Origin of the sequence: Pseudoalteromonas sp. SG43-8, assembly GCF_014164245.1 — a bacterium.
Taxonomy (GTDB): domain Bacteria; phylum Pseudomonadota; class Gammaproteobacteria; order Enterobacterales; family Alteromonadaceae; genus Pseudoalteromonas; species Pseudoalteromonas distincta.
Genome location: NZ_JACJEX010000001.1, coordinates 254,798 through 276,627, shown reverse-complemented (window position 1 = coordinate 276,627; position 21,830 = coordinate 254,798). Strand labels below are relative to the sequence as shown.

Below are 21,830 nucleotides of genomic sequence, written 5' to 3'. Positions count from 1 at the left end.
TCACCTAAAAGGTGTTTTTAAGTGGCAGAGTGATTTATTAGCTAACTAAACTTAAAAACACACTTTGTTACGCCCTTGCATTTTAGACTCATACATTTTTTCATCTGCGATCTGCAAGGTGTTTTTGTTATTTACGTATGGTTGTAGGGTTGCACCGCCAATACTAATAGTCACAAAATCATATTCTGAATATTTGTGTAATATTCCTAAATCGGCCACATTTTGTTTAATTTTATCAGCAACACAAATTGCACCTTCAGTGCTTGTATGCGGTAGAACAACTACAAACTCTTCGCCGCCGTAACGCGCAACAAAGTCGGTTGGCCTTTGCAAACTATTAGTAATAGTTTGTGCTACTAGGTTTAACACCGTATCCCCCTGCACATGACCATAGATATCATTGTATTGCTTAAAGTAATCTATATCGATGAGTAATAGTGCATAGTCGACTTTTTCTCGTAAGGCGCTTCGTTCCATTTTAGAAAAATGCGCATCAAAATAACGACGATTGAATACCTTTGTTAAATCATCTAGAAATACTTTTTGATTGAGTAAGTCATGTTGAAGTTTCATCGTGATATGGGCGCGCACTCTTCTATATAAAGTTTCCGAGTTAGTTGGTTTCTTTATAAAATCTACAGCCCCTGCTTCCCAGCACTCTTCTTCTTGATTTTCAGATGAGGTTACAAAAATAACGGGGATATCTTGTGTTTCAGATATATTTTTTAATTTTAGACATGTTTCAATACCACTCATTCCTTCCATATTAATATCGAGTAGTATTATATCTGGCGGATTATGTTTACAAATTTCAATCGCATCCTCACCACAGCTCGTTGTTGTTACACTAAAATGCTCTGATAATATTTTTTTTAATACAATTAAGCTTAATAGCTGATCATCAACGACAAGTACCTTAGAGCTCTTTAAGCTTAATTTCAATTGGTGGTCAGAGTAATTTATAGGCATGGTACAACTGTTTTGTTTTTTTAATTAAACACACCCTATATCACTATATCTTGTTATGCAAATGTTAATAAAATTCTACTTATTAGTTACTAATAAAAATGATTTATGGTGAATCTTTATTGCATAAAAACAAAAAATGAGCCACTTGGGCTCATTTTAAAACTTCGAATACTTAATTTAGTTAAGTATTATTCGTCATCATCTAAATCTAATTGCTGACGTTGAGCAGGTCGAGCTAAAATCTCTACGTAGAAAGAGGTCAAACCTTGCTTTTCAATTTCGCCAATTTGGTTACTTAATTCAGCAACGTGCACAACTTGCGCATCTTCAGCTGTGTTACCAAACTTACAGTCAAATGCCCAATAGTCAGCATCTTCAGGTAGCGTTTTATTACGCTCTCTTTTCAAATATTTTTTCACTTCGTGCTTTGCAGCATCAACCATACGAGGGTATTTGATTTTCTCGTGATTTAGCGTGAATGTTTTCTTCATTACGTTCCTAATTACCTTGGTTTAATGATAATGGCATTTCATGTCATACCATTTGACGCCATTATAGCAATTGCATTTAATTTTTGGATGCTTTTTTTTCATTAAATCAATTATTAGCAAATATATAAAGCAGACCCGTTATAAAGCATATATTAACTGATGATTATTACAATCATATATCACACCGCAATAAGCTGAAGTGGTTGATGTATTGCATCATTATTAAGGCTGTCGTAAAAAGCAGCTGCATCTATAGGAGGATTCGCAAGTTGTGTTTGTTCGCTTTTAATTCTTCTTCTGACAGCAAGCTCACAGTTATCTATTATATTAAGTGGAATATGCTTATCATCATTTCTAATCGCAAGTGGTTCAGGGCTTAAGCATTGCCTTAACTTAATACTTGTCATACCACAGCGCTCCCCTTCTTGAGATATTAATGAGGCATTAAACTGTCCAACCAACATATTGTATTCATCAGGGGCTAAAAGTTGCTTTGGACCTGCGCCAAATTGCTTTCTTAATGCCTCTTCTTCTATAACTAAATTATCTATTTCAGTTTTTGGTAAATGAAATTGGCTAAAGTCGAGTGCGTCATGTGACAGCATCGCTAATAGTAGAGAAAATTCGCCACGGCGATTTTCATGCACACTATTATTGAGCCTACTGTTTAACTGACTCTCTGTGATTAACAAATCATCTATTTGCATAGTCTTTAGTCGATTGTGGTAACTGATAGATATTTATCGGCTTTATTTCAATTTTCTTTAGCTTTTTTCTTTACTTAAATACGCAATTTGCTATTATCAGCGCCGTTGCATTGGAGGGGTTCCCGAGCGGCCAAAGGGATCAGACTGTAAATCTGACGGCTCAGCCTTCGCTGGTTCGAATCCAGCTCCCTCCACCACTTTTCTTACCGCTAAGTTAAGTGGGGCCAAATGCAATAAAATTAGTGTGGAGGGGTTCCCGAGCGGCCAAAGGGATCAGACTGTAAATCTGACGGCTCAGCCTTCGCTGGTTCGAATCCAGCTCCCTCCACCACTTCTCTACTATTCCTATATTCCTATATTCAGGTTAACTTCAAAATACCCATTGTAAGCTCATGCTGTTTTTCTTTAGCCATGTTGATGATGCTTCATAATTAGGAAAAAAACGCTCAACGTGTTGCCAAAAAGCTTTACTGTGGTTTAAGTGACGTAAATGCGCTAACTCGTGGACAATCACATAATCAATAGCATGATAAGGTGCTCCGATTAAATGCAAATTAAATGTTAGCTCTCGCTTACTATTACAACTTCCCCACTTTCGCTTATAAATAGCTACTTTTAGACTCGTAGGTAATTCTTCACCCATTTGTGCGCAGAAGTACGCTAAACGCATTTCTATATATGCAGTTAGTTGCTCTTTTAAATATTCTTCAAGAAGTTGCTGATATTTTTGCGAAGTATTTTTAACGCGCGAAGAGTGTGTAATAAGCAAGCTGTCGTTACAGTTTAGTACTTCGGACTTAGTACCTTGCTTAAATTCTATGTTTACAATGCTATCAAAGATTAAAATTTGTTTGTCTTTGAGCGGGTTCTGTCTGTTATCAGCAATATTGTGCTGTTTAGTTAATTGAGCATTTACCCACACCTGCTTATCAAAAAGCCATTCTTGAATGTGTTTGTTACTAACAAACTGAGGGGCATATACAGTCACCTTTTTGTTATGTACTTTAATGGCAACCGTTTTACGTTTTATACTTTTCTTTAACTGATATTCAAACACTTTCATACTCATTAATGATATTGCTACGAGAAAATTCACTAGCAATTAATAAAACCAAATAAAGTGTAATTTTCGCTTAGTTAAGCCAATTCATTAGTTTTCTTAAGGTTACTCGATAGAAACTTAAATATGACCATATAAATCTAACTTAGTCCTGTGACAGGCAATACATTAGAATAAAAAACACCAACTAAAAAACTAATCCCTGATAAATAAAAGAAAACTAAAAGTAATAAATTCGTTATTTTATTCACTTCATTGAATTAACGGTTTATTTATTAATTAATTAGATTAGACTTGATAAATAAAGATTATATTTTGAGCCATTATGTTATCAGCTTTTTTTATCACAGACCAAGATCCTAGCTTAATCATTAATGGCGTTTACGATCCTCTATTAGTTTCAATGTCATTGCTAATTGCTATTTTTGCAGCCTTTTTCACCATTCGACTTATAGAGCTCGCAAAAGAAACTCAATTTCCTAGCTACCAACGTTTAGCAAATGTGACCGCTGCTACTGTTTTTTCGGCTGGTATTTGGAGTATGCACTTTATTGGTATGCTTGCCTTTTCACTGTGTACTAATATTGATTATGATCCAACAATCACTCTCCTTTCTTTTATACCAGCATTTATAGCATGTCAGTACGCTGTATCAATGCTAGTAAATAGTAAAGGGAATCTAAAAGTATTGTCGATTTGCTCCGTGTTACTAGGAGCTGGCATTGGCACTATGCATTATAGCGGCATGGCTGCAATGGATCTTGCTCCTTTACTTAGATATGATCCATTGATATTTGCGTTATCAATCATTGTTGCTGTAACCCTCTCCTTTATAGCCCTTTACAGTCGCTTTAATCTTGAGCGTTTTTTACCCTCTTTATCACCTCTTCAAAATAACTCAATTAGCGCTGTTATTTTAGGGTGTGCTGTTGCTGGTATGCACTATATGGGTATGGCCGCTACACGTTTTGTAGCTACATCGCCACTAATCTATGATGATGCTAACGCAACCGCAGGACTAACTTTTATCGCCATTGCAGTCGCCACAGCAACTATCGCGATTACAAGCGTGGTTGGTGTAATAAATGGTATGGTTCGCTATCGCATGCTACTTGAGGAGAAGTCGGCAAAAGAATCCCGTCTAAATGCTATTTTAGGTACCGCTATAGATGGCATTGTTACCATTGACCATGCTGGTATTATTTTAAGTTTTAATGAAGCCGCAAGTAAAATTTTTGGCTGGCAAGAAAACCAAGTTCAAGGCAAAAACGTAAAAATGCTAATGGACGATAACATTGCCAAGCACCACGACGAATACCTCTTAAATGCTCACAATGTTGATCTAGGTAAAATAATAGGCATAAACCGTGATGTATATGCAAAACACATGAACGGACATGTTTTTCCTATTCGCTTAGGTATAGGCGAAGTAAATCAGCCGGGCCATAACCCTTTATATGTTGGCTTTATCACCGACTTGACCGAACAACGCGCTTTGCAGCAAAGTTTAGAAGAGAAAGAACAAAAATACCGCTCTCTTATCGATAACATGCCCGGAGTCGCGTTTAGATGCAAGTTTGATGACAACTGGACTATGTTATTTATTAGTCCAAATATAATTGAGCTTACAGGGTATAACCCAAATGAGTTTACAGAGCATTGTATCGAGTTTAATGACTTGGTCTTGAAGTCAGACCAAAAACAAATAGTTGATGAAGTCACTAAAGCTGTTGATGCAAAGTCTCAATATTCTATTGAATACCGAATTAGACATAGAAATGGCAAAATTTTGTGGTTGTTAGATAAAGGGAGTATCGACTTTGATGCTCAAGGCAACCCAAAGTGGATTGATGGTGTTTTAGTCGATATTACTGAACGCAAAGAATATGAAGAAAAACTAGAGCAAGCTAAATTTAAAGCTGAAGAAGCTGCTCATGCAAAGCAATCTTTTATGGCTAATATGAGCCATGAAATACGCACCCCAATGAATTCTATAATAGGTTTTAGCGATCTATTAATGGATACCCCACTTGATCAAGAACAACAAAAGCACTTGGTTACCGTAAATAATGCAGCGCGTTCATTGCTAAGATTGTTAAATGAAATTCTCGATTCTGCAAAACTAGAACGCGGTAAGCTGACCATTGAGCCAGTCCACTTTAGCTTAAAACCAGTGATAGACAGTATTATTTCTACTTTTTGGTTTGAGGCTAAAAAGAAAGATTTAGAACTTAAACTCCATATTAAAGAATCAGTAAGTTCTACGTACTACGGCGACCCAGATCGACTCAGACAAGTACTCACTAATCTAATTGGTAACGCGATTAAGTTCACCGAAGAAGGCTCTGTTACGGTCACCGTTGGCATGACACAAAATCAGCATCTGTTTTTTGAAGTGCAAGATACCGGAATTGGTATTGCAAAAGATCGTATTCAAGCTGTATTTCAACCTTTTGAACAAGCCGATGGCACTACTACTCGCCGCTTTGGTGGTACAGGCCTTGGTACAACCATAAGTAAACAACTTGTAGAGCTTATGGGCGGAACAATAAACTTAGTAAGTGAGCTAGGTAAAGGCACCTGTTTTTACTTTTCATTGCCGCTTACTTTAGGTGACGAATCTAAAATAGATTATTTTGATGGTCTACACACCCAACTGCCTGCACTTAGAGTGCTAGTAGTTGATGATATAGAGCAAAATACAGAACTACTGTCTTTGCTTCTGTCACGCGATCAGCATTCAGTTACCAAAGCGTCAAACGGACTTGAAGCGATTAAAGTATTTGAAGAGCAAGACTTTGATGTCATATTAATGGATATACATATGCCCTTGTGTGATGGCATACAAGCAGCACAAAAAATAAGAGCAATAGAAAACCAAAGGCAGCTTAAGTACACGCCAATTATCGCGCTCACAGCAAGCGTATTACAGCAAGATAAGCTTACGGCTAAAAAAGCAGGCATGAATGGCTTTGCCAACAAACCCGTCGATATAAATCAGCTTAACCAAGAAATAGCGCAAGTGCTGGGGCTTGGTATTGCCAAAGAAATGGTTATATCGCAAAGCGATCCTAAAGCGCAGCATATAGATTTTGAAAAAGGATTAGCACTTTGGGGTTCTAAGTGTAAGCAACTTACAGAGATTACTAAGTTTGTTAGTGATAGTGATAAGCGGTTTGAGAGATTATTTAATGATAAATTATCAAACATAAAAGATGTCGATAGTCTCATTCACACACTCAAAGGTGTTGCTGGTAACTTAGGGCTAACAACGTTAATGAAGTTATTAACCGATTTAGAGCACAAGCAAAGTGATGCTAAAGTTATTAGTTTTTTAGACGATATCAAAAACGAACTACTTATTATAACGCAACTGCTGTCATCAAATACTTGCGATGAGCCAAATAGCACGCCTGAAGATGATAGCTCCGACACTCTATCAATAGATGAGATTAAGCAATTGTGTGAAACACTTCATCAAGATGCGCAAAACGCAGAATTAAATGATGAACTACTCGCAAAGTTGCAACGCGGCGCACCTTCTACCTTTCAAAATGAAGTTGATGATATAGCCGAAGCCTTTGATGAATTTGATTTTGATAAAGCACACGTAATACTTGAAACCTTACTTGAAAAACTAACAAACAATGAGTATTAATTAATGGATTTTACGACAGATAGGCCACGGGTATTAATTGTTGACGATGAGCCTGCAAATCTAAAAGTAATGCGCGAAGTGTTAGGTAATCAATATCGTATGTCGTTTGCTAAATCGGGTGATGCCGCACTAGCACTACTTGAAAAAGAACTACCAAAGCTAATTTTGCTCGACATAATGATGCCAGATATGAATGGCTTTGAAGTGTGCCAAATAGTTAAGAGAAATCCTAAAACATCACACATCCCAATTATTTTTGTAACTGCGCTTGGCGATGAAAGCGATGAATACAAAGGTTTTGAGTTAGGCGCAGTAGATTATATTACTAAACCAATAAGCCCTGCCATTGTAAGAGCAAGGGTTAATACTCACTTGTCGCTAGTACAAGCAGAGCAATTAAAGCAAGCTCATGTAGATTTAGTGGAACGTCTAGGCCGTGCAGCGGAATATAAAGACACCGACACGGGTGAACACATAGTGCGCATGAGCCAATACAGTAAAGTATTAGCGTTAGCACTAGGTATGGATGAGCAACGAGCAGAACTTCTACGTCAAGCCGCCCCAATGCACGATGTAGGAAAAATAGGTATTCCTGACGCTATCCTACTCAAACCTGGAAAGTTAACCTCTGAAGAGTTTGATCATATGAAAGAACACGCCACCATTGGCGCGCAAATTTTAGCAAACTCATCATCTCCTTTACTACAACTTGCACATACACTTGCAATTGAACACCACGAAAAATGGGATGGCTCAGGCTATCCTAACGGGATCAAAGGCGAGGAAATATCAGTTGAAGGTAGAATTGTTGCTATAGCTGACGTATTTGATGCACTTACCTCAAAACGCCCTTACAAAGAGGCTTGGAGCGTAGAGAAAACAGTTTTGCATATGCAAGAGCAAGCAGGAACTCATTTCGATCCCGCTCTAATCGAGCTATTAGTAAAAAACTTAGACGATATTATTGCTATAAAAAATGCAAATCAAGAAAGCTAATTCTTTTTAGCACTGTGAGAGCCAAGCTCAACATTTGGGTAACAAGATTTTATATAACGATAGTCATGTGACGTAATTTCATGGCTATTGCCACTTTCGTCTTTAAAGTACATAGAAAACGTTACACCATGATCTGCTAAAACTACTTTTATATTTAAACTCTCAAGATGAATACTCCATTGAATAAATTGATCCCCTGAGGCCAATAATGCAATCCCTTTACTGCGCCCCTCTCCTTCAAACAATGCTAAACGAGTGGTTGAACAAGCATCTTCAAGCGTTAAAGGGCCTCGCCCATCCTCATCCCAAAAGGCAAGTTCTGGCACTACGCTAAAACCTAAAACCCGCTCATACCACTTAACGGCATTAGCTAAGTTATCAACATTTAAATGGCAATGATCAATGCCAGATAATTTCGGTATGCTTGTATTATTCACGTTACTCACCAATTTCTGACTTTAATTGCTCTAAAAACTCATGCATATACCTTGTTCGTCTATTCGCCTCTGCTTTAGCTGATGGGGTATTCATACTATCGGCAATATGTAATAACTTTATGAAAAAGTGATCAAGCGTGTATGTTTTATCATCAGCCTCGCGTTCAACACAAAAAGGGTCATTTGGGTTATATAATAACCGAGAAATTGAGCCACCAACCTTCATGCACCGGCTAACGCCAATAGCGCCCAATGCATCCATTCTGTCGGCATCTTGTACTATTTGCGCTTCAACTGTTTTAATTTTTATATTTGCGCTGAAGCTATGTGCTGCAATTGCATGATGAATCTCATCAAAAAGTGACTCGTCATAATTAATCGATTTTAAAAACTCCAATGCCTTATCAGCTGCCATAGTAGAGGCTTTTGCACGATCAGGGTGGTTTTTAGCCACCGCCACACAGTCGTGCATCCACGCTGCAGGTAATACTACTGACATGTTTGCCTGCTCCGCATTACATAACTGTATTGCAACGCGCACCACTCGCTCTATATGAGTAATGTCATGAGCAACATCGGCATGCACTAAAGAGGCGATAAACCCTCTACATTGTGAGTTAAGTATTTCTAAATCAGGGCTTAAAGCGACGTCAGACAAAGTTAGGTTCCAAAAAGCTAATTAATCAATGAATTATCCGTACTTTACCGTGCTTTATGCCCCCCTTGCAAAACATTCATTGTATGTTGCTCCTCGCTTGACTAAAATACAGCGCTTATTTATTACTACTGAGAAGCCTTATGTCATCTGCCGTTTACCTACAAGCTGGTCGCGATAAATCATTAAAAAGAAAACACCCTTGGTTATTTTCAAAAGCCATCAAAAAAATTAAAGGTAAACCTGGATTAGGCGACACAGTAACGATTCACGACAGCGAAGGTAAGTTTTTAGCAACTGCTGCATATAGCCCTCACTCACAAATTCGTGCACGTGTTTGGAGCTTTGACGAAAAAGAAGTCATCGATCAACACTTTTTTGAACGCCGTTTACGTCGCTCATTAGAAGCCCGTAGCCAAGTTATTGAAGAAGGCGGATTAACAGGGTTTCGCTTATGCGCTGCTGAGTCTGATTACTTACCAGGCGTTACAATAGATAAATTTGACAACGTATTAGTGTGCCAGCTATTAAGCGCCGGTGCCGAGCGCCATAAAGGCGAGATTGTAGGCGCCTTGATGTCTATTTTCCCCGGCTCTAGCATATATGAACGTTCTGACGTAGATGTACGTACTAAAGAAGGCTTAGAACCAATTAAAGGCGCACTTTGGGGCAATGAACCAAAAGAGCTTGTGCTTATTGAAGAAAACGGCTTAAAAATCGAAGTTGATATAATTGAAGGTCACAAAACAGGATTTTACTTAGATCAGCGTGACAGCCGTGCTGCACTTGAGCGCTTCTCAAAAGGTAAAACTGTCCTTAACTGCTTTAGTTACACAGGTACATTCTCGTTGTATGCCCTGCGTGGTGGGTGTGAGCATGTAACTAACGTAGATGTATCACAACCCGCTTTAGATACAGCAAAGCGTAATGTTGAGCATAATAACTTAGATTTAAACAAAGTGAGCTTTGTTAAGCAGGATGTATTTAAATTATTACGCCAATACCGCGACGAAGGTAGACAGTTTGATACCATCGTAATGGACCCACCAAAATTTGCTGATAATAAAGCGCAGTTAACGGGCGCGTGTCGTGGCTATAAAGATATCAACATGATTGCCATGCAAATACTAAAACCAGGCGGAACACTATTAACATTCTCATGCTCTGGTTTAATGGAACAAAACTTGTTTCAAAAAGTAGTAGCCGATGCAGCACTTGATGCAGGTAAAGACCTACTGATAATGGAGCGATTAAACCAGGCAGCCGATCACCCAATTGCTGGCAGCTACCCTGAAGGCTTTTACTTAAAAGGCTTAATCTGTAAGGTTTTTTAATATCTACTATTGAGTTTAACTGAATTCGGTTTAGTTAAACTGAATGATTTCAAGACCTGCTGTTACCGTGCCATCATCTTCTTTGCTGGCACGTATTACTTTTGCTGTTGCATTTAAAGGCGCAATACTTGGATGAGTCGAATCAATGTTCACCGTCAGTAAGGTATTAGGTTCAAGCAATTCATCTAAATGAATTGATAAACCTGTTGCACTTAAATCCACGCACTCTGCGGCAAAACTTAAACCCGCTATTGGTTCTATCGTTGTTAAATTTGCAGGAGTGTTAATCTGCATGCGTCTAAAATTTCGCTTATCATCAGTAAACATATGTTACCTCTAAACAACCGTGTTAATTTCTTCCAACAAAGCACCCACTGAAAATGGCTTTACAACATACGCGTTACAACCAGCATCAAACCCTGCTTGTTTTTCAGATGGGGACTCTAGGCCCGATACCATAACAACAGGAATATTTTTTGTTTCAGGTGTGTGCTTCAGCATTCGGCATGTATCATAACCATCAAGACCAGGCATACAAACATCAAGCAAAATTATATCTGGCGGACTCGCAATTGCTGACGCAAGGCAGCTTTGCCCTGAATCTGCGTAACTAACATCAAATTTCGACGCTAGTGCGGCTTTGAGCATTTCAAAATTAAAATACTCGTCATCTACCACTAAAAGTCGCTTTGTTTTATGTTCAATCGATGAGGACATAACTATGTCGCTTCCTTTTCAAAACAAAAATAAATCCTTCTATTAAGGTACTAAGCTTAATAGAAAATGCAAGTTTTATTCTATCTCTTTTATCGCATTAAGTACCCGCTTGGCTGAAATTGGGTAAGGCGTTCCTAGTGTTTGAGCAAATAGCGACACTCTAAGCTCCTGTTGCATCCAAAAAATAGCGGTTACCTCTTGTGGTATAGGTAATCCTTTAGGCGTTTTATTAACTACTTTTTTATACTCTTGCGCAACTTTATCTAGCTCTAGTACGCATAACCTATCACGATTTGGATCCACTGGCAGCTTTTCTAAACGTTTTTGAATCGCTTTTAAATAACGAATTAAATCCGCTATTTTATCTGCGCCATGCGCGCTCACAAAACCTTTAAATATAAGTGACTCAAGCTGTGACTTAATATCGCCGTGCGCGGTTATCATGGTTAAATCAACGCGCCCTTTCATTTTTTTATGCAGCGCATGAGCAATACTTAATACTTGCTCAACTTGCGTTGCAATCGATACAACGGCATCACCCAGCTCACCGCGTATTTGCTCTTTTACTGTTTCAAATGCTTTTTCGTCGCGTATATCACCGTGTTTTACTAATAAGCTATCAACACCTGCGGCAATACAGTCATCAATTAAATCAGCTATTTTACCAAATGGGTTAAAGTACAAACCCAGCTTTGCCTTATTCGGTAAGTTTTGTTGTAAGTACTTAATTGGCGATGGCACATTTAATAGTACTAAACGGCGCAAACCTTGTTGATGTGCTTGCTGCGCTTTTGCTTCGCTATCAAAAAGCTCCACTGCAGCGGCTGATTTTTTATCCACCAGCGCAGGGTATGCTTTTATATCATATTGACCTTGTTTTTTAACGTATGAAGCGGGTAACTCACCAAAATCCCATTGTGTTAGGTCTGACTTTTCAATGCCTTTATCGGCTACTTTAGACAGTGTTTCGGTTACTTCACCTTGCAGCTCTGCTTTGAGCTTCGCTAAATCAAGTCCTCGTGCAAGTAACTTATCGCTCTCATCACGTACTTCAAACTGTAATCGTAAATGCGGTGCTAATGCACTTAAATCCCATGCCTCGGGATCAACCCTCACACCTGTCATTCTTAATAAACGCGTGGCTAAAGCATCAATTAAGCTACCTTGCATTGGCTCAATAGCTGCCAGCACTGCATCAGCATAGTTTGGTGCTGGCACAAAATTACGACGAAGTGATTTAGGCAATGACTTTATAAGCCCACTTATTAGCTCATGCCTAAATGCGGGTATGTGCCAGTCAAAACCACTTTCTTGCACTTGATTCAACAGCGCGACCGGTATTTGTACCGCAACGCCATCAACTGCTTGGCCTGGGTCGAAATGATAAGCAAGCGGCAATATAATATTGTCTTGCTGCCATGTGTCAGGGTAGTCAAACTCAGTGATATTACTTGCACCATGCTGCATTAACTCTTCACGAGTCATGTGTAGGTAATGCTTATTTTGTTGTTTTTGTGTTTTATACCATTTTAAAAATGCAGCGCGGTTATTAATTTCTTTGGGTATTTTTTTATCGTAAAACTCAAATAACGTTTGCTCATCAACTAAAATATCACGACGACGTGACTTATTTTCCAGAACTTGAATATCTTCTATTAGCTCACGGTTAAACGCTAAAAAGCCCTCGTTTAAGCCCAGTTCTTGCTCAACTAATGCAGTGCGCACAAAAAGCTCTCGACTCACTTTAGGGTCTATGTTGCTATAAACACAGCGGCGTTTATTTACAACAAGTAAGCCGTATAAAGTTTGCTGTTCAAACGCGATTACCGCACCTGGCTTTTTCTCCCAATGAGGTTCTGTGTAACTACGTTTAACTAAGTGCTGTGCTAATGGTTCTACCCAGTTAATGTCTATTTTTGCATTTGTGCGGGCATATAACTTACTTGTCTCTACCAGCTCCGCTGACATGATCCATTTAGGGCTCTTTTTAAATAAACCTGAACCCGGAAAAATATGAAACTGACTATTACGTGCACCTTTGTATATTTGTTTTTCATCTTTAAAGCCAATATGGCTTAGCATCCCGCTTAACAACGCTTTGTGAACAAGTTCGCCATCAGCCGCTTGGCTGGTTGCTTTCATGCCCATTTCGTTACACACAGTACTTATTTGATAAACAATATCTTGCCATTCACGCAGGCGCATATAGGCTAAGAAGTCTTTTTGACACAGCTTTCTAAATTGGCTATTAGTCAGCTCGCTTTGCTGCTCTTCTAGGTAATTCCATAAGTTTAAAAAAGCGATAAAATCAGAATCTGGATCATCAAAACGACCGTGCTTTTCATTGGCAGCCGCACGTTTTTCCTGTGGGCGTTCACGTGGGTCTTGAATGGACAACGCCGCCACAATAATAATCACTTCACGCAATGCGCCAAGTTTATGGGCTGTTAGCACCATTTTTGCTAAACGTGGGTCAACGGGTAATCGACTAAGCTCCCTGCCCGATTGCGTTAGGCTGGTTTTACTATCGCGTTTAGCTGGTTTTACCGCTTGTAGCTCTTCAAGCAATGTTAGGCCATCATTAATATTGCGGCTATCTGGCGCTTGTACAAACGGAAATTGCGCCATATCACCAAGCCCTAGCGCCAACATTTGTAAAATAACAGATGCAAGATTAGTACGCAGTATTTCAGGGTCAGTAAACTCTGGGCGCGATAAAAAATCATCCTCAGAGTACAACCTAATACAAATACCCGCTTCAACACGTCCACAACGACCCATACGCTGATTGGCGCTTGCTTGCGATATAGGCTCTATTGGTAAGCGCTGTACTTTTGTACGATAGCTGTAGCGACTTATACGCGCAGTACCTGGGTCTATTACATAACGAATACCCGGCACGGTTAATGATGTTTCGGCTACGTTAGTCGATAAAATAATATGACGACGAGAATGCGGCGCAAATATACGGTTTTGCTCTGCGTTAGATAAACGCGAGTAAAGTGGCAATACATCGGTGTGTTTTAAATTACGCTTGCTAAGTGCATCTGCGGTATCGCGTATTTCACGCTCACCATTTAAAAATATGAGAATATCGCCAGGGCCTTCAGCGCACAGCTCATCAACGGCATCAAAAATACCTTGTAGCTGATCGCCCTCCGCTTCCATATCATCTTTATTAATATCAGTAATAGGGTTGTAGCGCACATCAACAGGGAAAGTACGACCCGATACTTCTATAATGGGCGCATCATCAAAGTGCTTTGAAAAACGCTCAGGATCGATAGTCGCTGAGGTAATTATTATTTTTAAATCAGGGCGTTTTGGAAGCAGGTTTTTTAAGTAACCTAAAATAAAATCAATATTTAAACTACGCTCATGCGCTTCATCAATAATAATCGTGTCGTATTGATTTAAAAAACGGTCTTGCTGAATTTCAGCCAGCAAAATACCGTCGGTCATTAATTTAATATACGTATTATTAGATACCTGATCGCTAAAACGAATTTTAAAGCCAACTTGCTGACCAAGTTCACACTTCATTTCTTCAGCAATACGATTAGCCACCGTACGCGCTGCTAATCGACGTGGTTGCGTATGACCAATTAAACCATCAACACCGCGACCAAGCTCTAAACACATTTTAGGTATTTGCGTTGTTTTGCCTGAGCCCGTCTCACCGGCAATAATAACCACTTGGTTATTTGCAATGGCGTCTTTAATTAATTCCTTTTTTTGACTTACCGGCAATTGCTCAGGGTAAGTCACTTTAGGGAGGCCAGCTAAGCGTTTATCGCGTAATTCTTGGCTACGGGTTATATCAGCCGCTATTTTTTCAAGCGCGTTGGCATGCTTGTTTTCATCGGTTATTTTTTTTACGCCATGTAAGCGTTTTTTGAAAATGAATTGATCTTTTTTTAAGCACGTTTTTAGCTCGCCAAACAACTGACCTAGGTTTACCACCCGCATACCTTATAAAATTAGTTAAAGAGCCGTAATTGTATCAAATTAAACGGCTGGGGTTAATCCTACAAAATGCATAACGCGGGGTTGTTTGTTATATAAACGCTGCTATTGAACTAAACTGTGAATAATAAATTTATTTTAAACAATTATTTTCAGGGCTAACTACATTCAATAAATTAAATGACGTTGGCTTATTCGTCACTAAAAATGCCCACGTAGGTCGCTTGCGTATTCGATTTACTTGCCCGATACATGCCAGAGGTATTAAACGGTAAGCTAATATTACCCTTTGTATCAATAATAATTACGCCGCCAGTGCCACCAATAGGCTTAAGCACGCCGTTTATAACTTCATCCCCTGCCTCAGCAATGGTTTTACCTTGGTACTTAACTCGCGCACATATATCGCTTGCTACGTTATAGCGAATAAAATATTCACCATGCCCTGTTGCCGATACCGCGCACGATTCATTTTCAGCAAATGTTCCGGCCCCAATTACCGGCGCATCCCCCACACGACCATAACGTTTTGCGGTCATACCACCTGTTGATGTACCTGCCGCTAAATTACCATTTTTATCAAGCGCCACTGCGCCAACCGTGCCCATTTTGTAAGAGTTAGGTAATGCTTTGTGCGCGGCTTGGTACTCTTTACTGGTTGCTTTGGCTTTATCTAATTTTTGTTTTGCTTTTAAAAGCGCTTTGTAGCGAGGCTCGGTATCAAATAAGTTATTTTCGACAAGCTCAACACCTTGCTCTTTAGCAAACTCTTCAGCGCCTTGCCCACTAAGCATTACGTGTACAGAGTTATCCATTACCAAACGCGCTAAGTTAATTGGGCTCTCAATATGCTTTACACCCGCAACTGCGCCTGCTTCACGGTTTCGACCATCCATTATGGATGCATCAAGCTCATGCCCGCCATCGTAGGTGTATACCGCTCCACGCCCTGCATTAAAATAAGGGGATTGCTCTAATACTGCAATTGCTGCAATCACCGCATCTAAGCTTTCGCCGCCTTGGTGTAATACTTCATAACCGGTCTCTACTGCTTGCGTTAATTTTGCCCGATACTCTTTTTCTTGAGCGGGTGTAAATCGTGCTTTTTCAATTGTCCCTGCCCCACCATGAATCGCAATGGCAAAAGGAGTCTCTGCAGCTAATGCACTATTGCTTAAAGCAACAAGGCTGCTCGCAAAAATGGCTAATAATGGTGTTTTCATAATGAGTTCTTTTATGGGGAAGTTATAAACTAATGTGAATGGTTACGGACTTAATTTCAACTAAAGTGAGTTTAATGGCATAAAAAAAGCGCCTTAAGGCGCTTTTTAAAATTTTACGTGTTTGTAATTAAGCTTGTTTAGCTTTTAAACGCGCTAAACGTGCTACTTGGTGAGTAGACGTTAAGAACGAGTAAATTGGTGCTAAGTAACCACGTTTACGAAGCTCTAAGAAATCAGCATCGCTTAACTCGTTTAGTTTTTTCTCATCGATAAGGTAAATACCGTTGATGTCTTTTTTCTCGCCTTTAATGTCTACTGTTAGCGTTTGCGCAATTAGTAGCTCTTTATCAGCAAGGAATTTAGTGAACGCTTCAGTTACTTGAGAAAACTCAATAAATGATACTAGCGCTTCTTTACGACGTTTTAGGTAATCTGTTTCTTCGCCGTTTTCAAATAATGCGTTACCTTCGTCTTCACCAACAAGCGCACTTGCTTCGTCAATTACGATACCGTATTGATCTTGATCTGGGTGTTTAACTAAACCCAGTGGGTAACGAGTAGATGCCATAGGTGCAAATGCTGCAGTCCATTTACCATCTTCTACAAAAAGGTTTTCGCCTGGCTCTAAACCAAACATAGCAACTGCTTGAAAAGTGCCTGTTTCGTTATTTTTAACGAATGACATTGGAAACTCGTTTGCTACACGTGCAAACTCATGTGCAACTACTGGCACTAAGTGTTGAGTTTTCATGAATTCTACATTGATGCCGTTTTGAATTTTAGTGTTGGCATGTTTTTCGTTGTGTAAAGGCTGTACTTGTTGCTCCGCCATGTTACTGCTCCGTTTATTTTAATTTATATGTTTCATTGTTAATGCCTTTAGGCTAATGCTTTTGAGCTAAAAAAGGAAGGGAAACTTTTATGACAACAACCATGAAAAAATAAAATTTAACTAAATCTGAACGTTGCTAAAAAACATACAGCTCAAACTCATAAATTTTGTTCAAAAACAACACACTTCGTGGTTGATTTTAATACAAACCAAAGTTATTCATTAACATTGGTTAACAGTTCAAAGCTATTTTTTTGCAGTGTTTAGGCTTAAATTTAAGCAAATAAAAAAGGCCGCTTATATAAGCGGCCTTTAAAAGTTAAATTGGCATCTAAATTAAGGTGCCCAATATACTTCAATATTGATACTTGGATGGTTAAGCACAGCGCGTAGTGGCATGTCATTCACATCGCCGCCCGCTTTTGCTTGCTTATAAACAGCGAGTTTTTCTTCACCGCTAATTAAAAGCTTAACCACTTTAGATTGCGCAATGGCATTTAACGTAAGCGTCATTCTCTCGGTAATACTACCGGTTACTTCACTTTGTATCGCATTAATTGCACATACTGTTTGCTCAGTTGTTAAACCATGCTCTAAACCGTCTGCATTTGGGAATAACGACGCTGTATGGCCATCTGGGCCCATACCTAAAATAGTTACATCATATGGGCTTTTTAGCTCGCTATAAGCCACTTCACACTCTTGTGCGCCCTGTTGAGCCGTTGCTGCAGCGTTCTTCATAGTAATAAAGTTGGCAGCACTACCATGATTTTGTAATAAAGTACTTTTAATAAATGCTTCATTACTTTTTTCATGGTTTGGGTCTACCCAACGCTCATCAACCATAGCAACATCAACATGTTGCCAATCTAAATCAAGCGTTGATAAATGCTTATAAGCGGGCGCAGGAGACGAGCCGCCCGACACCATTAATACAGCACGGCCATCGTTTTTAATGCCATCACGTAATGATTGCTCAAGCGTTGCAGAAAGCTCAGCTGTTAACGCGTCTTTATCATCAAAAAACTTTTCAACTAGTGTTGCCATGCTTATACCTTATCGCCTGTGTTAAACCATACATGATTGTTTTCTGCCAATAATTCATCAGCATCATCAGGTCCCCAGCTACCAGCACGGTAAAGCGCAGGCTTGCCTTTGTCTTGCCAACGGTCGATGATTGGATCAATCCACTTCCACGCTTGACGAACTTCATCACGGTGAATAAATAACGACGGGTTATCAGCAGCGGCATCAAGCATTAAACGCTTGTACGCATCTGAGTGGAAACCATTGCTGTAAGCTTGTGAAAGCTCAATATTCATTGTTACTGGCTCAAGTTGCATTTGAAGATTATCAAGGCGCTTAGACATAAGCGTTAGTTGAATTGTTTCCTCTGGCTGCAAACGAATAACAAGACGATTTGGCTCGATATTACCCACGTTATCTTCGTAGATATTGTGAGATACTTTTTTGTATTCAACCACAATTTCTGCACAGCGCTTAGCCATACGTTTACCCGTACGAAGGTAAAATGGAACACCTGCCCAGCGCCAGTTATCAATATGCGCGCGAATAGCTACAAACGTTTCTGTTTTACTAGAACCTTCATTTAGCTCTTCTAAGTAACCCGGTACAATTTTACCGTTTAAGTCACCTGGTACGTATTGACCACGAACAATATTTTCATCAACATCACCATCTACAAGCGGGCGAAGTGCTTCTAATACTTTTAGTTTTTCGTTACGAATGCTGTTAGCGTTAAGCTTATTAGGCGACTCCATTGCAACTAAGCAAAGTAGTTGTAATAAGTGGTTTTGAACCATGTCACGAAGTGCACCGGCTTTATCATAAAAACCAGCGCGGCTTTCGAGACCAACCGTTTCTGACAAGCTAATTTGAATATTATCAATAGATTTAGCATCCCACATATTTTCAAACAATGAGTTTGAAAAACGCAGCGCCATTAAGTTTTGTACTGTTTCTTTACCTAAGTAATGGTCAATACGGAAAATTTGTTCTTCATTAAAAAACTCTGCAATTTTTCCATTAATTGCTTCAGCAGAATCACCGCAATAACCAATTGGCTTTTCAACAACAACGCGTGATGTAGGTGTAATTAAACCTTTAGTCGATAATATTTCACAACATGTGCCGTAAACAGCAGGCGGAAGCGATAAGTAAAACACGCGAGACTTAGTGCTTTCGTGCTCATCTAAAATGCCTTTTAGCACATCCCAGTTGTCGTCTGCTTCTGTAACATTACTTACCACTGGCACTAAAAAAGTAGAAAACGCTTTCCAATCTTTAGCGTTAAACTCACCTTTGCTTAAAAATTCTTGTAATGCTTTATGCGCTGTTTCTATGTATTCAGCACGTTTCGATTCTTCGCGCACTGTTGGTAGGATACGTGAGCCTTCAGGTAAGTTACCTTCTTGATATGCTCTGTACATTGCGGGTAGCAATTTGCGTAACGCAAGATCACCACCGCCCCCAAAAATTATAATATCAAAAGGATTAAGCATAGTTACTCTCTACGTTATGATACCCAGTACATTTTGTAAATGCGCGGGTATGCCTATTTATTGCTAGATTAGATGGCTTTTATAGCTGTATTTAAATAAAAGCCTGCTGAATTGTTCTGTATCGATGATTTATTATTATTGTTTATCATTGCGCTTATTAAATGAGCCTTAGGGGCCCTGTATCTCCTCTCACAAAAATACAGACCCTAAGCACTCCAGCGCTACCCGTTCAAAGGTACTCGGTTTACTTACTTGCGTAAGCGAATTTTTTACTGCGTACGGTTTTGTTTATAGTACGCCATTAAGCCGTTTGTAGAACTATCATGAGCGTGTTTCACGCTATCATCAGTGAGTTCACTCTCAATTTTAGATGCTAAACCTTTACCCAGCTCTACACCCCATTGGTCAAACGAGCATATTTCTAAAATAATGCCTTGGCAAAATATCTTATGCTCATACAGTGCAATTAAACGGCCCACTGTTTTAGCATCTACTGTATCTAATAGCATAGACGTTGTAGGACGATTGCCTTGATGAATTTTATGATTTAATAACTCATCAATCTCTGCTTGCGATTTACCCTTAGCGGTTAAATCAGCTGTAACTTGCGCTGCATCTACACCACTCATCATCGCTTCTGTTTGTGCAAAGAAGTTCGATAATAAAATATCGTGATGCTTATCAACATTCACTTGTGGCTTAACTGATGCAATAAAATCTGCAGGTACAATTACATTACCTTGGTGTAAACACTGATAAAAGGCATGCTGACCATTAATACCCGTCATGCCCCAAATAATTGGAACTGTAGTATAAGGTACCGTTTCGCCTGCAAAGTTAACGTGTTTACCGTTACTTTCCATTTCGCCTTGCTGTAAATACGCAGGCAACATATGCAGTGCTTGATCGTACGGTAATATAGCTTGCGCTGTATAACCTAAAAAGCTCGTATTCCATACACTAAGCAATGCCATAATTAATGGTATATTTTGCTCAAACGGCGCAGATTTAAAGTGCTCGTCTATTTCAAACGCACCTTCTAAAATTGCTTCAAAGGCGTCGTAGCCTAAATATAAAGCAATTGGTAAGCCTATCGCACTCCAAAGTGAAAAGCGACCGCCAACCCAATCCCACATAGTGAATACGTTTTCGTCGCTAATACCAAAGGCTGCCGTTTTTTCTAAATTTGTACTTACTGCAACAAAATGCTTTGCAATTGTACTTTCATCTTTTGTTGTTTGTAAAAACCAGTCAACCGCCGTTTTTGCGTTTGTCATGGTTTCTGACGTAGTAAATGTTTTTGAAGAAATAACAAATAATGTTGTTTCAGGGTCAATGGCTTTTAATATAGACGAAATTTGTACACCGTCAGCATTAGATACGTAGTGAACATTTAACGTATCATCAGCAAGTGCTTTTAATGCCTCAGTTGCCATTTGTGGACCAAGGTTAGAGCCACCAACACCAATACTTACAACATCTTTTACCGCTTTGCCGGTATAGCCTAACCATTTACCGCTACGAACTTTTTCTACAAACACTTTAATTTTAGCTAACTCGTTGTCTACGGCTTGTGTCACGTTTTCGCCATCAACAATTAATGGAGTGTGAGCACGATTACGAAGTGCCGTATGCAAAACTGAGCGATCCTCAGTGATATTTATTTTTTCACCGCTAAACATTTTATCGCGCCACGATGCAATATCGCATTCTTTAGCAAGCGACATTAAGTTAGCAAAAACATCGTTATCAATAAGTTGCTTAGAATAGTCGAATAATACGCCTGGTACTTGAGTAGAAAACTGAGAAAAGCGCGTGTCATCTTGTGCAAATAACGTTTTTAGATGTGTTTGTTTCATCTTAGCTGCACTTTGTTCTAGTGCTTGCCAACTTGCTAGTTGCGCTCGGTTAGACATGGAAATATCCTCTATTTTTTTCAATCAATTGATTTAAAAATGTTTTTTATAAAAGCAAAACTCTTAATACTACTTATTCACACTAAATTAAAGCGCAAATAGTATAACTAAAAATGCAAAAAAAGTGCTATTTTTATAATTTTATGTGCAGATGATAACGCAATTTTTAGCTTTTGACACCGGTATCATAAAAATTTTATAAATTAATTTACCTGTAATTTTAAAGGCAACGGCATAGCTTAATCAATCAAAATGAAATATTAATGAATTTTTATAAGCGCTGCTAATTACTTTTCATAGTTATTCACTAATTACTGTAATTGTCTGCCTTGCAAACAAATAAACCT

The 21,830-nt window shown here is 39.0% G+C and carries 17 protein-coding genes and 2 tRNA genes; 5 read left to right on the top strand and 14 right to left on the bottom strand.

Annotation, left to right across the window (positions count from 1 at the left end; all coding sequences use genetic code 11):
- Positions 1-51: 51 nt before the first annotated feature.
- The 3 genes from H5122_RS01330 to H5122_RS01320 form a co-directional block, all read right to left on the bottom strand.
- Positions 52-969: a diguanylate cyclase gene (locus H5122_RS01330; protein ID WP_182682131.1), complete on the bottom strand. Its 918-nt coding sequence runs from the start codon at positions 967-969 to the stop codon at positions 52-54.
- 188 nt (positions 970-1,157) lie between these two features.
- The gene (locus tag H5122_RS01325) at positions 1,158-1,460 is read right to left on the bottom strand and encodes a DUF6172 family protein (RefSeq protein WP_002961433.1); all 303 of its coding nucleotides are present in this window, start codon (positions 1,458-1,460) and stop codon (positions 1,158-1,160) included.
- Between the two features lie 179 nt (positions 1,461-1,639).
- A complete protein-coding gene (locus H5122_RS01320; RefSeq protein WP_138489335.1) occupies positions 1,640-2,167 on the bottom strand; it encodes a VC2046/SO_2500 family protein in 528 nt (175 codons plus the stop codon).
- A gap of 112 nt (positions 2,168-2,279) precedes the next feature.
- On the opposite strand from H5122_RS01320, the gene H5122_RS01315 reads away from it, so the two are divergent.
- Both H5122_RS01315 and H5122_RS01310 read left to right on the top strand, forming a co-directional pair.
- Positions 2,280-2,364 (top strand) — tRNA-Tyr (locus H5122_RS01315).
- Between the two features lie 49 nt (positions 2,365-2,413).
- A tRNA-Tyr gene (locus H5122_RS01310) sits at positions 2,414-2,498 on the top strand.
- A 39-nt stretch (positions 2,499-2,537) separates the two neighbouring features.
- Here the strand turns inward: H5122_RS01310 and H5122_RS01305 are convergent.
- Positions 2,538-3,236 (bottom strand): M48 family metallopeptidase, encoded by a 699-nt coding sequence (locus tag H5122_RS01305; RefSeq protein ID WP_182682130.1) that lies wholly within the window; start codon positions 3,234-3,236, stop codon positions 2,538-2,540.
- Positions 3,237-3,552: 316 nt separating this feature from the next.
- Here H5122_RS01305 and H5122_RS01300 point away from each other — a divergent pair, with 316 nt between their 5' ends.
- Both H5122_RS01300 and H5122_RS01295 read left to right on the top strand, forming a co-directional pair.
- A complete protein-coding gene (locus H5122_RS01300) occupies positions 3,553-6,885 on the top strand; it encodes an MHYT domain-containing protein (protein ID WP_182682129.1) in 3,333 nt (1,110 codons plus the stop codon).
- Positions 6,886-6,888: 3 nt separating this feature from the next.
- Positions 6,889-7,881 (top strand): two-component system response regulator, encoded by a 993-nt coding sequence (locus H5122_RS01295; protein ID WP_002961438.1) that lies wholly within the window; start codon positions 6,889-6,891, stop codon positions 7,879-7,881.
- On the opposite strand, the gene H5122_RS01290 is transcribed toward H5122_RS01295, so the two are convergent.
- Together H5122_RS01290 and H5122_RS01285 are read right to left on the bottom strand one after the other, a co-directional pair.
- The gene (locus H5122_RS01290) at positions 7,878-8,318 is read right to left on the bottom strand and encodes a VOC family protein (protein ID WP_182682128.1); all 441 of its coding nucleotides are present in this window, start codon (positions 8,316-8,318) and stop codon (positions 7,878-7,880) included. The two genes, H5122_RS01295 and H5122_RS01290, sit on opposite strands and share 4 nt — an antisense overlap.
- Position 8,319: 1 nt before the next feature.
- Positions 8,320-8,976, bottom strand: coding sequence for an HD domain-containing protein (locus H5122_RS01285; protein ID WP_039487345.1), 657 nt, complete (start codon positions 8,974-8,976; stop codon positions 8,320-8,322).
- Positions 8,977-9,116: 140 nt separating this feature from the next.
- On the opposite strand from H5122_RS01285, the gene H5122_RS01280 reads away from it, so the two are divergent.
- A complete protein-coding gene (locus H5122_RS01280; RefSeq protein WP_182682127.1) occupies positions 9,117-10,307 on the top strand; it encodes a class I SAM-dependent methyltransferase in 1,191 nt (396 codons plus the stop codon).
- Between the two features lie 30 nt (positions 10,308-10,337).
- Here the strand turns inward: H5122_RS01280 and H5122_RS01275 are convergent, their stop codons facing one another.
- From H5122_RS01275 to pgi, 8 genes are all read right to left on the bottom strand, one after another.
- Positions 10,338-10,634, bottom strand: a complete 297-nt coding sequence (locus tag H5122_RS01275) for a PilZ domain-containing protein (protein ID WP_007581065.1) — start codon at positions 10,632-10,634, stop codon at positions 10,338-10,340.
- A 9-nt stretch (positions 10,635-10,643) separates the two neighbouring features.
- Positions 10,644-11,024: a PleD family two-component system response regulator gene (locus H5122_RS01270; RefSeq protein ID WP_024597850.1), complete on the bottom strand. Its 381-nt coding sequence runs from the start codon at positions 11,022-11,024 to the stop codon at positions 10,644-10,646.
- Positions 11,025-11,099: 75 nt separating this feature from the next.
- Positions 11,100-14,987 (bottom strand): ATP-dependent RNA helicase HrpA, encoded by a 3,888-nt coding sequence (hrpA, locus tag H5122_RS01265; protein ID WP_182682126.1) that lies wholly within the window; start codon positions 14,985-14,987, stop codon positions 11,100-11,102.
- Positions 14,988-15,181: 194 nt separating this feature from the next.
- Positions 15,182-16,213, bottom strand: a complete 1,032-nt coding sequence (locus tag H5122_RS01260) for an isoaspartyl peptidase/L-asparaginase family protein (protein WP_182682125.1) — start codon at positions 16,211-16,213, stop codon at positions 15,182-15,184.
- 127 nt (positions 16,214-16,340) lie between these two features.
- Positions 16,341-17,045 carry a SapC family protein gene (locus H5122_RS01255; RefSeq protein WP_024597622.1) on the bottom strand — a complete coding sequence of 235 codons (705 nt, stop codon included), beginning with the start codon at positions 17,043-17,045 and terminating at the stop codon, positions 16,341-16,343.
- Between the two features lie 336 nt (positions 17,046-17,381).
- Positions 17,382-18,092, bottom strand: coding sequence for a 6-phosphogluconolactonase (gene pgl, locus H5122_RS01250; RefSeq protein WP_182682124.1), 711 nt, complete (start codon positions 18,090-18,092; stop codon positions 17,382-17,384).
- Positions 18,093-18,094: 2 nt separating this feature from the next.
- On the bottom strand, positions 18,095-19,567 hold the full coding sequence (gene zwf, locus H5122_RS01245) for a glucose-6-phosphate dehydrogenase (RefSeq protein ID WP_024597624.1): 1,473 nt from the start codon (positions 19,565-19,567) through the stop codon (positions 18,095-18,097).
- Between the two features lie 269 nt (positions 19,568-19,836).
- Positions 19,837-21,483 carry a glucose-6-phosphate isomerase gene (pgi, locus tag H5122_RS01240; RefSeq protein ID WP_182675749.1) on the bottom strand — a complete coding sequence of 549 codons (1,647 nt, stop codon included), beginning with the start codon at positions 21,481-21,483 and terminating at the stop codon, positions 19,837-19,839.
- Positions 21,484-21,830: the final 347 nt, after the last annotated feature.

Bases quoted from the DNA above. Each gene is read 5' to 3' on its own strand.
- H5122_RS01275 (WP_007581065.1), bottom strand. From the start codon at position 10,634: ATGTTTACTGATGATAAGCGAAATTTTAGACGCATGCAGATTAACACT.
- H5122_RS01305 (WP_182682130.1), bottom strand. From the start codon at position 3,236: ATGAGTATGAAAGTGTTTGAATATCAGTTAAAGAAAAGTATAAAACGT.
- H5122_RS01300 (WP_182682129.1), top strand. From the start codon at position 3,553: ATGTTATCAGCTTTTTTTATCACAGACCAAGATCCTAGCTTAATCATT.
- H5122_RS01330 (WP_182682131.1), bottom strand. From the start codon at position 969: ATGCCTATAAATTACTCTGACCACCAATTGAAATTAAGCTTAAAGAGC.
- pgi (WP_182675749.1), bottom strand. From the start codon at position 21,483: ATGTCTAACCGAGCGCAACTAGCAAGTTGGCAAGCACTAGAACAAAGT.
- H5122_RS01320 (WP_138489335.1), bottom strand. From the start codon at position 2,167: ATGCAAATAGATGATTTGTTAATCACAGAGAGTCAGTTAAACAGTAGG.
- H5122_RS01295 (WP_002961438.1), top strand. From the start codon at position 6,889: ATGGATTTTACGACAGATAGGCCACGGGTATTAATTGTTGACGATGAG.
- zwf (WP_024597624.1), bottom strand. From the start codon at position 19,567: ATGCTTAATCCTTTTGATATTATAATTTTTGGGGGCGGTGGTGATCTT.
- H5122_RS01325 (WP_002961433.1), bottom strand. From the start codon at position 1,460: ATGAAGAAAACATTCACGCTAAATCACGAGAAAATCAAATACCCTCGT.
- H5122_RS01280 (WP_182682127.1), top strand. From the start codon at position 9,117: ATGTCATCTGCCGTTTACCTACAAGCTGGTCGCGATAAATCATTAAAA.
- H5122_RS01260 (WP_182682125.1), bottom strand. From the start codon at position 16,213: ATGAAAACACCATTATTAGCCATTTTTGCGAGCAGCCTTGTTGCTTTA.
- pgl (WP_182682124.1), bottom strand. From the start codon at position 18,092: ATGGCAACACTAGTTGAAAAGTTTTTTGATGATAAAGACGCGTTAACA.
- H5122_RS01255 (WP_024597622.1), bottom strand. From the start codon at position 17,045: ATGGCGGAGCAACAAGTACAGCCTTTACACAACGAAAAACATGCCAAC.
- H5122_RS01270 (WP_024597850.1), bottom strand. From the start codon at position 11,024: ATGTCCTCATCGATTGAACATAAAACAAAGCGACTTTTAGTGGTAGAT.